At 60.0% G+C, this 9,001-nt stretch carries 9 protein-coding genes; 4 read left to right on the forward strand and 5 right to left on the reverse strand.

Going from position 1 to position 9,001, the window contains the following annotated elements:
- Window positions 1-138: 138 nt before the first annotated feature.
- The 3 genes from AC1DHT_RS19865 to AC1DHT_RS19875 all read right to left on the reverse strand — a co-directional run bounded on the left by AC1DHT_RS19865 (window position 139) and on the right by AC1DHT_RS19875 (window position 2,644).
- Window positions 139-1,038: a hydroxymethylglutaryl-CoA lyase gene (locus AC1DHT_RS19865; protein WP_427545344.1), complete on the reverse strand. Its 900-nt coding sequence runs from the start codon at window positions 1,036-1,038 to the stop codon at window positions 139-141.
- A 150-nt stretch (window positions 1,039-1,188) separates the two neighbouring features.
- Window positions 1,189-1,587 carry a MerR family transcriptional regulator gene (locus AC1DHT_RS19870; RefSeq protein ID WP_427545346.1) on the reverse strand — a complete coding sequence of 133 codons (399 nt, stop codon included), beginning with the start codon at window positions 1,585-1,587 and terminating at the stop codon, window positions 1,189-1,191.
- Window positions 1,588-1,708: 121 nt separating this feature from the next.
- Window positions 1,709-2,644 (reverse strand): LysR family transcriptional regulator, encoded by a 936-nt coding sequence (locus AC1DHT_RS19875; protein WP_427545348.1) that lies wholly within the window; start codon window positions 2,642-2,644, stop codon window positions 1,709-1,711.
- 177 nt (window positions 2,645-2,821) lie between these two features.
- Between AC1DHT_RS19875 and AC1DHT_RS19880 the strand changes: the two genes are divergently transcribed.
- Complete coding sequence (locus AC1DHT_RS19880) at window positions 2,822-4,051, forward strand: acyl-CoA dehydrogenase (RefSeq protein WP_054596576.1); 1,230 nt, start codon at window positions 2,822-2,824, stop codon at window positions 4,049-4,051.
- A 72-nt stretch (window positions 4,052-4,123) separates the two neighbouring features.
- Here the strand turns inward: AC1DHT_RS19880 and ftrA are convergent, their stop codons facing one another.
- Window positions 4,124-5,101, reverse strand: coding sequence for a transcriptional regulator FtrA (gene ftrA, locus AC1DHT_RS19885; RefSeq protein WP_427545351.1), 978 nt, complete (start codon window positions 5,099-5,101; stop codon window positions 4,124-4,126).
- 100 nt (window positions 5,102-5,201) lie between these two features.
- Between ftrA and AC1DHT_RS19890 the strand changes: the two genes are divergently transcribed.
- Window positions 5,202-5,636 carry a rhodanese-like domain-containing protein gene (locus tag AC1DHT_RS19890; protein WP_477761434.1) on the forward strand — a complete coding sequence of 145 codons (435 nt, stop codon included), beginning with the start codon at window positions 5,202-5,204 and terminating at the stop codon, window positions 5,634-5,636.
- Between the two features lie 167 nt (window positions 5,637-5,803).
- Here AC1DHT_RS19890 and AC1DHT_RS19895 read toward each other — a convergent pair whose 3' ends face one another.
- A complete protein-coding gene (locus tag AC1DHT_RS19895) occupies window positions 5,804-6,451 on the reverse strand; it encodes a type 1 glutamine amidotransferase (RefSeq protein ID WP_427545355.1) in 648 nt (215 codons plus the stop codon).
- Window positions 6,452-6,731: 280 nt separating this feature from the next.
- Here AC1DHT_RS19895 and AC1DHT_RS19900 point away from each other — a divergent pair, with 280 nt between their 5' ends.
- Window positions 6,732-7,511: an ABC transporter substrate-binding protein gene (locus AC1DHT_RS19900; RefSeq protein WP_427545357.1), complete on the forward strand. Its 780-nt coding sequence runs from the start codon at window positions 6,732-6,734 to the stop codon at window positions 7,509-7,511.
- Window positions 7,512-7,610: 99 nt separating this feature from the next.
- Entirely contained in the window at window positions 7,611-8,723 is a 1,113-nt protein-coding gene (locus AC1DHT_RS19905) for a succinylglutamate desuccinylase/aspartoacylase family protein (RefSeq protein ID WP_427545359.1), read from the forward strand.
- The last annotated feature ends 278 nt before the right edge of the window (window positions 8,724-9,001 follow it).

The following is a 9,001-nucleotide window of genomic DNA, read 5'->3' on the forward strand; positions in this document are numbered from 1 at the left end:
GCAGAAGCCATGCCAACTTTTTAAAGTGCTTTAAAAACAACAACTTAGAATTTTGTAGGACAAATCGTTCATGAAAATTCGGTCAGGTTGTTTCCGTGTTACTCGTTTTGTTGCGGTTGCGGTAACACCGCCGACACATCACTTCGCGCTGCGGGCCTTGGCCACGCGTGAACCGGTGGGACGGCCCAGGACGTTGCAAATCTGCTGGCCGGCCAGAATCAGTTTGTCCATGTCGACGCCAGTCTCGATACCCAGGCCGTTGAGCAGGTACAACACGTCTTCGGTGGCGACGTTACCGCTGGCGCCCTTGGCGTATGGGCAGCCACCGAGGCCGGCGATGGAACTGTCGAACACCGCAATCCCTTCCAGCAGGCTGGCATAGATGTTGGCCATGGCCTGACCGTAAGTGTCGTGGAAATGCCCGGCCAGTTTGTCCCGTGGTACGTCGGCTGAAACCACTTCGAACATCTTGCGCGTTGCGCCAGCGGTGCCGGTACCGATGGTGTCACCGAGGGAGACCTCGTAGCAGCCCATGGCGTACAGCTCGCGTGCAACCAGGGCGACTTGTTCAGGCGCTACGTCACCTTCGTAAGGGCAGCCGAGCACACAGGACACGTAGCCGCGCACACTGACCCCGTGTTGCCGGGCGGCGTCCATGATCGGCACGAAGCGCGCCAGGCTTTCGCTGATCGAGCAATTGATGTTGCGTTGCGAGAAGGCTTCGGACGCGGCGGCGAACACGGCGACTTCCTTGACCCCGGCAGCCACCGCGTCTTCGAACCCGCGCAGGTTCGGCGCCAGTGCGCCATAGGTCACCCCGGGCTTGCGCTGGATCTGTGCGAAAACCTCGGCCGAGCCGGCCATTTGCGGTACCCATTTCGGCGAAACGAAACTGCCGACTTCTATATAGCCGAGGCCAGCAGCGCTGAGCGCATCGACCAACTGCACCTTGTCCGCAACGCTGATGGGTTGGGCTTCGTTCTGCAAGCCATCGCGTGGGCCGACTTCGATCAGGCGTACGTGGGTGGGGAGGGACATGGCAATGGACCTGTTGTGATTGCTTGAATGTTCAGAGAATCTTGTGGGAGCGAGCCTGCTCGCGATGGCGGACTCTCGGCTAGCATCAATGTTGAATGTCACACCCTCATCGCGAGCAAGCTCGCTCCCACAGTGGATTGCGTAGACCTGCTAAACCGGCTGCTGGCTCTTGATCGTCTGCTCCAGCGCCTGGATACAGCGTTCTTCGGCGGTGTCGAGTTCCAGTTTCATCTGCTCGATGTCCAGCAGTTGCTGTTCAAGCTGTTCACGGCGCTCGGTGATTTTCGCCAGCATGCTGTGCAGCTGTTTCTGATTGCCGCTGGAGGGATCGTAGAGCTCGATCAGCTCGCGGCATTCGGCCAGGGAAAAACCGATGCGCTTGCCACGCAGGATCAGCTTCAGGCTGACCTTGTCGCGTGGCGAATAGATACGTTCCTGGCCGCGACGCTCAGGGCTGAGCAGGCCTTGCTCTTCGTAAAAGCGAATGGCGCGAGTGGTGATGTCGAGCTCGCGGGCGAGGTCGGAAATGCTATAGGTCTGGCTGCTCATGGGCGCGCTCGAAAAAGAGGTCATGGCGCTAAGCTAATGTCAGGTTGACGTAAACGTCAAGGAGGAAAAAATCGCAGGCATATGCCTTTACAGTGCGCAGCCTGCAATCCTTCAACCTTCCTCAAGCCAACTGCTTGTCGAGCTTCTTCTCATGCGCCGTCACTTGCTGGCACAACTCGATCATCTGCTCGCGCATCCAGCGGTTGGCCGGGTCCTGATCGGTGCTTTCGTGCCAGTAGAGGTGGGTCTCCACCGGCGGCACATCATTGACCGGCAGATAGAAGGCGTGCAGGTCATGACGCCGGGCAAAACGCTCCGGCACGGTCATCACCATATCGGTTTGCTGCAACACCTGGGAGGCCATCAGGTAATGTTGCGAGCGCAGGGCGATCTTGCGCTGGATGCCCATTTTGCCCAAGGCCAGGTCGACATAACCCAGGCCGCTGCGGCGGCTGGAAATGTGCACATGGGTCAGTGACAGGTAGTCGTCGAGGGAGAATTTTTCCTTGCTCGCCATCGGATGACCCTTGCGCATGGCGCACACATAACGGTCTTCCATCAACTTGACGTGGCGCACTTGCGGGTCGGTGTTGAGCGGGGCATCGACGGCAAAGTCCAGGCGGCCAGCGGCGAGCTCCTTGGTGGTCTCGCGGCGTTTCGACAGAAAACTCTCAATGATCACCGTCGGCGCCAGGCGTCGCAGGCGCTGGAACAGCGGCGGCAGGATCACCGCCTCGGTGAGGTCGGTCATGCTGATGCGATAGGTCTTGACCGCCTGCAACGGGTTGAAAATCCGGCTTTCCTGCACCGATACCCGCAGCAGCGATAGTGCGTTGCGCACCGGACCGATGATGTTTTGCGCCATGGGCGTGGGCACCATGCCCTGGGCGGTACGCACGAACAATGGGTCGTTGAAGGTCTCGCGCAGGCGGGCCAGAGCGTTCGACACCGCAGGCTGGGTAATGCCGACAATTTGCCCGGCGCGGGTCAGGTTGGCTTCGGTGTAGATCGCGTCAAAGACGATGAAAAGATTGAGGTCGACCTTGCTTAGATTCATGGCGTTTTTGCTCTAGCTCTTGTTATAGGGGCAGGAGGGCTCGATCAGTCGATCATATATCGGTGATGAATGTTAATACACGCCGAGAATAGGCTAGGTAAATTATCAACGCTGATCTAGCATCGATTCATGACCTCAACAACGTCTTCAACACCTCGTCAAAAAAGGTAGCTGCCCATGGATTTCGCCTATTCCCCCAAGGTCCAGGAACTGCGTGAGCGCGTGACTGCGTTCATGGATGCGTATGTTTATCCTGCCGAAGCAGTGTTCGAACGTCAGGTCGCTGAAGGCGATCGCTGGCAGCCGACGGCGATCATGGAAGAGCTGAAAAACAAGGCCAAGGCTGAAGGCTTGTGGAACCTGTTTTTGCCGGAATCCGAACTGGGCGCCGGCCTGACCAACCTGGAATACGCACCATTGGCGGAAATCATGGGCCGCTCCTTGCTCGGACCTGAGCCGTTCAACTGCTCGGCGCCGGATACCGGCAACATGGAAGTGTTGGTGCGCTACGCCAATGAAGAGCAGAAGCAGCGCTGGCTGGAACCGCTGCTGCGTGGCGAGATCCGCTCGGCGTTCGCCATGACCGAGCCGGACGTGGCGTCCTCCGATGCCACCAACATGGCCGCCCGTGCGGTGCGTGATGGCGACGAGTGGGTGATCAACGGCAAGAAGTGGTGGACCTCCGGCGCGTGCGATCCACGCTGCAAAATCCTGATTTTCATGGGCCTGAGCAACCCTGACGCACCGCGCCACCAGCAGCACTCGATGATCCTGGTGCCGGTGGATACGCCTGGCGTGAAGATCGTCCGTCCACTGCCGGTGTTCGGTTACGACGACGCGCCTCACGGTCACGCCGAAGTGCTGTTCGAGAACGTCCGTGTACCTTATGAAAACGTGTTGTTGGGTGAGGGCCGTGGTTTCGAGATCGCCCAGGGGCGCCTTGGCCCAGGCCGGATACACCACTGCATGCGCTCGATCGGCATGGCGGAGCGCGCACTGGAATTGATGTGCAAGCGCTCGATCAACCGCACCGCCTTCGGTAAACCGCTGGCACGCTTGGGCGGCAATATCGACAAGATCGCCGATTCGCGGATGGAAATCGACATGGCGCGGCTGCTGACCCTCAAGGCTGCCTACATGATGGACACCGTGGGTAACAAAGTGGCGAAAAGCGAAATCGCCCAGATCAAGGTGGTGGCGCCGAACGTGGCCTTGAAGGTGATCGACCGGGCGATTCAGATCCACGGTGGTGCGGGCGTTTCAAATGATTTCCCGCTGGCCTACATGTACGCCATGCAACGTACGCTGCGTCTGGCCGATGGCCCGGACGAAGTGCACCGCGCAGCGATCGGCAAGTTTGAAATTGGCAAATATGTGCCGAATGAAATGCTGCGCAGCGGACACTAAGCTTCGGCGCTGTACCTCACCCGCAAACACAGTGCTGCTGCGTTTGCGGGTGAGTGCGTTTGCAATCACCCCTCACATCGACAGCGTTTTCACTTCGCGGCCAAACCGCTCCCGATACACCGACGGCGGTAGCCCGACCACGCTGCGAAACGCCACGCGAAAACTCTCCACCGAACGGTAACCACATTGCAGCGCGATGGACTCGGTGTTGTGCGCGCTGCTTTCCAGCAGTTCCCGGGCGCGTGCCAGCCGTTGTTGTTGCAGCCAGGATTTGGGCGAGGCACCGGTGGCTTCGCTGAATCGTCGTAAAAAAGTTCGCTCGCTCATGGCGGCCTGGCTCGCCAGTTCGCGTACACCCAATGGTTCATGCAGGCGTTCGCGGGCCCACTGCATGACGCGCGACAGATCACTGCGGGGTGTGCGGCTGACGGGGGCGGGAATGAACTGTGCCTGCCCGCCAGTGCGTTGCGGCGACATCACCAACCGGCGTGCCACCGAGTTGGCGACCAGGGTGCCAAAGTCCCGCGCCACCAGGTGCAGGCACGCGTCAATACCGGCGGCGCTGCCGGCGGAGGTGATCAATTGACCTGCATCGACATACAGCACGTCGGGGTCGACCAGAATGTTCGGGAAACGCTCGGCCAGCTCCTCGGTATAACGCCAGTGAGTCGTTGCGCTCAGCCCGTCGAGCAACCCCGTGGCTGCGAGTACAAACACCCCGGAGCAGATCGACAGCAGCCGCGCGCCTCGGGCATGCGCCTGACGCAGGGCCGAAAGCAGCGCTTCAGGCACTGGTTCAGTGCGGCTGCGCCAACCGGGAATGATGATGGTCCGCGCGGTGTCCAGCAGTTCCATGCCGCCGTCCGCCAATACCTGAATGCCGCCCATGGCGCGCATCGGCCCCTGATCGACAGCGACGATCCGGTGTTCGTACCAAGGAAAGTCGAACTCTGGCCGTGCCAGCCCGAAGATCTCCACGGCAATCCCGAACTCGAAGGTGCAGAGACCGTCGTAGGCCAGAATCGCGACTAATCCGGGTTCAGTGTGCATTTGGCGGAAAATTCCCAGTGAGTGTCTTGTGCGCCACTGTAGCGGTATCGGCGAGTTGGATACAGTCCTCTCACGCCCACACACGCTTTGGAGAGCACCCATGACCAGCCTGGTTCGCGAAATTCCTGCCGCCCCATCCGCCGTTGCCCTGATGCATTTCAGCAACCGCCTGACCTTTGAAACCGACTGTTCCGACGTCTTTGGCAGCCAGCAGGCGGGTGACGTGGACTTCATTCTGGTGGACGTACGGGGTCCACTGGCGTTCGAACGCKGACATGTGCCGGGCGCGATCAACATTCCTGGGCGCTTGATCAGTGCTGAAGTATTGGCGGCTTACCCGAAAACCACGCTGTTCGTGGTGTATTGCGCCGGTCCGCACTGCAACGGCGCGAACAAGGCTGCGGTGAAGCTCGCGGCGCTGGAATACCCGGTCAAGGAAATGATCGGTGGAGTGACCGGATGGCTGGATGAAGGCTTTGAACTGAGCCACCCGGTTGAACGGCCAGCCAGCGCTGCAATCGGATGCGAGTGCTGATCACAACACGCCGTAGCAGCTGTCGAGCCTGCGAGGCTGCGTTCGAGGACGAAGTCCTCGCAAATCCTGAATCCGCGGTTTGCCAGGAAGAGCACAATGCCTGATTCAACGACTGCTCCGCCCGAGCGCGGACCGAGCCGAACGCAGCCTCGCAGGCTCGACAGCTGCTACAGGTTTTTTGCATGCCACTCATCCAGCGTCGCCTGCAACCAGTCGAACACTAGGCGGTAGGCGGCGCTGTCGTCTTGATCGCGGGGCAGGGGGGACTCTACGCCGAAGTGGGCATTGAGTAGCGCTACCGACTCGGCGTTCCATTCCGGATGAAACTGCAATCCCACGCGGGTCGAGCCGACGGCGTACATCTGCTGCTCACACTGGGCGCTGCTGGCCAGCAATCGGGCGTCGGGTGGCAGATCGATCGCATCTTCATGCCATTCCAGTACGTTCAGTGCGGACCCGTCAGCGAACGTAACCTGGGTCCAGCCCGTTTCGGTCCGGGCCATTCGCCGCACATTCCCGCCCAGGCTCAGGGCCAGCAATTGCGCACCCAGGCAAATGGCGAACACCGGCGCGCCTTGCGAGATGCTTGCCGCCAGCCACTTGCGCTCTTCTGCCAGCCATTGCGGACCTGCATTGGCCTCGTAAGGCCCGCCCAGAATAATCACCGGCGCAGCGCCTGCGGGTGGCAGCTGACCAAGGTCCGCGCGAAACACCTTCAGCGTCAGCCCCCGGGACTCGGCCCAGTCATCAATGGCGCCCGGACCTTCGGCGGGGTGGTGCTGGATCAGGTTCAGCGAGGTCGATTGCTTGGGCATGGCGCGGCTCTCTGGTGGCGGAGGGAGGTATGGTCGGCTTTTTCCGTCGGAACGTGCGGCATCTTGACTGAAAACCAGACCTTTCTGAAGGTCGTTGCACCGCGTTGGCGCAGGCTATTACTGCGAGAAATACCTTGGCTTATTTTCTATAACGATTTGTCGCTTAAACACAATTCGCATCTTGAGTGCAGCTCTAGACTGCCGGCCACTTCGATTTTTACCAGCCACAAGCTACTAATCGAATGCTGCCAATAAGAGTCTCCGCACACAGGAGTTATAAATGAAGAAGCTAGTGATGTTCGGTGCTCTGGCACTGTCCGTGTTGTCCCTGTCGGCCGTAGCCGAAGATGCCAAGCCGATCCGTCTGGGGATCGAAGCCGGCTACCCACCGTTCTCGTTCAAGACACCTGAAGGCAAACTCAGCGGCTTTGACGTGGACATCGGCGATGCGCTGTGTGAGCAGATGAAGGTCAAATGTACCTGGGTCGAACAAGAGTTCGATGGTCTGATCCCGGCGCTGAAGGTCAAGAAGATCGACGCGATCCTGTCGTCCATGACCATCACCGACGACCGCAAGAAGAACGTCGACTTCACGATCAAGTACTACCACACCCCGGCACGTTTCGTGATGAAGGAAGGTACCGCCATCAAGGACCCGCTGACCGAACTCAAGGGCAAGAAAGTCGGTGTGCTGCGCGCCAGTACTCACGACCGCTTCGCCACTGAAGTGCTGGTGCCGGCCGGGATCAACCTGGTGCGCTACGGCTCCCAGCAGGAAGCCAACCTGGACATGACCTCCGGTCGCCTCGACGCGATGCTGGCTGACTCGGTCAACCTTGACGACGGCTTCCTGAAAACCGACGCCGGCAAAGGCTTCGCGTTCGTTGGCCCGGAATACGAAGATGCCAAGTACTTCGGCGGTGGTGCCGGTATTGCCGTGCGCAAAGGCGATAAAGAGCTGGCGGACAAGTTCAACACAGCCATCAACGAAATCCGCACCAACGGCAAGTACAAGCAAGTGCAGGACAAGTACTTCAAGTTCGACGTTTACGGCAAGTAATTTCACCGTTCAAAAAGGTGGCTATCGTTGACGCGATGGCCGCCTTTTTTATGCACCTTTGAATGTCCTCGCCTCACACATTTTCTGTAGGAGCCCGCCATGCAACGTATCGACCATCAACTGCCCTGGAGCCACCTCGGCACCGAGCGCAGCCTCAGCGTGTTTCGTTTTGGCGCGGGTTCGCGCAAGGTCTACATTCAGGCCAGCCTGCACGCCGATGAACTGCCGGGCATGCGCACGGCCTGGGAGTTGAAGAAGCGTCTCACCGAACTTGAAGCACAGGGCCAGCTCAACGGTGTTATCGAACTGGTGCCGGTGGCCAACCCGATTGGCCTGGACCAGCATCTGCAAAGCGCCCATATGGGCCGTTTTGAGCTGGGCAGCGGGAAAAATTTCAACCGGGCGTTCTATGAACTCAGCGGGCCGGTGGGGGAGTTGATCGGTTCGCAGTTGGGCAACGACGCCGAGGCCAACATCGCGTTGATCCGTCAGACCATGGGTCAGGTTCTCGACCGGTTACCGGCTCCGGCTTCACAACTGGAAGCCCTGCATCGTTTGCTGTTGCGGCATGCCTGTGAAGCTGAGATCACCCTGGATCTGCATTGCGATTTCGAGGCGGCCATCCATCTTTATGCGCTGCCGCAACATTGGCCGCGTTGGCAGTCCCTGGCGGCACGATTGAAGGCCGGTGTGGCGTTGTTGTGCGAAGACTCCGGTGGCAGTTCGTTCGATGAGTCCTGTTCGTCGCCGTGGTTGCGGCTGGCCAAGGCGTTTCCAGAGGCGTCGATTCCACCGGCCAACCTGGCGACGACGCTGGAGTTGGGGAGCATGGGTGACACGCGGGTTGATCAGGCTCAGGCCAGTTGCGAGGCGATCCTCGGGTTCCTGGCGGAGCAGGGTTTTATTGCCGGGCAGTGGCCGCAAGCGCCGGATGAGTGTTGTGAGGGGATGCCGCTCGAGGGGACCGAGTATCTGTTTGCACCGCATCACGGGGTGGTGAGTTTTCTGCGTGAGGTGGGGGAGTGGGTCGAGAAGGGCGATGCGTTGTTTGAGGTGGTCGATCCGTTGAGTGATCGGGTGACGGTGGTGTGTGCCGGGACCAGCGGGGTGTTGTTTGCGCTGGATCGCGGGCGGTATACGCAGCCGGGGATCTGGCAGGCGAAGGTGGCGGGGCGGGAGGCGATACGGGTTGGGAAACTGGTCAACGATTGAGTCTGGTCTGGCCGCCCCATCTCCTGTGGGAACCGAGCTTGCTCGCGATGGCGGCCGGACAGCCGGCCCATCTCCCGCAGATGTACACAGATCTACTGTGGGAGCCGGGCTTGCCCGCGATAGCGGCCGGACAGCCGACCCATCTCTTGCAGATGTACACCGTTCAACTGTGGGAGCGAGCCTGCTCGCGATGACGGCCTGACAGCCGACCAACCTCCCGCAGGTGTACATATCCATTTCTGCGGTAACGGCCGCTTAGGGTTTCGCCCTTACGGCGA

The sequence above is a fragment of the Pseudomonas sp. 05N432 genome, from assembly GCF_056396945.1.

Bases quoted from the DNA above. Each gene is read 5' to 3' on its own strand.
- AC1DHT_RS19865 (WP_427545344.1), bottom strand. From the start codon at position 1,038: ATGTCCCTCCCCACCCACGTACGCCTGATCGAAGTCGGCCCACGCGAT.
- AC1DHT_RS19870 (WP_427545346.1), bottom strand. From the start codon at position 1,587: ATGAGCAGCCAGACCTATAGCATTTCCGACCTCGCCCGCGAGCTCGAC.
- AC1DHT_RS19875 (WP_427545348.1), bottom strand. From the start codon at position 2,644: ATGAATCTAAGCAAGGTCGACCTCAATCTTTTCATCGTCTTTGACGCG.
- AC1DHT_RS19880 (WP_054596576.1), top strand. From the start codon at position 2,822: ATGGATTTCGCCTATTCCCCCAAGGTCCAGGAACTGCGTGAGCGCGTG.
- ftrA (WP_427545351.1), bottom strand. From the start codon at position 5,101: ATGCACACTGAACCCGGATTAGTCGCGATTCTGGCCTACGACGGTCTC.
- AC1DHT_RS19895 (WP_427545355.1), bottom strand. From the start codon at position 6,451: ATGCCCAAGCAATCGACCTCGCTGAACCTGATCCAGCACCACCCCGCC.
- AC1DHT_RS19900 (WP_427545357.1), top strand. From the start codon at position 6,732: ATGAAGAAGCTAGTGATGTTCGGTGCTCTGGCACTGTCCGTGTTGTCC.
- AC1DHT_RS19905 (WP_427545359.1), top strand. From the start codon at position 7,611: ATGCAACGTATCGACCATCAACTGCCCTGGAGCCACCTCGGCACCGAG.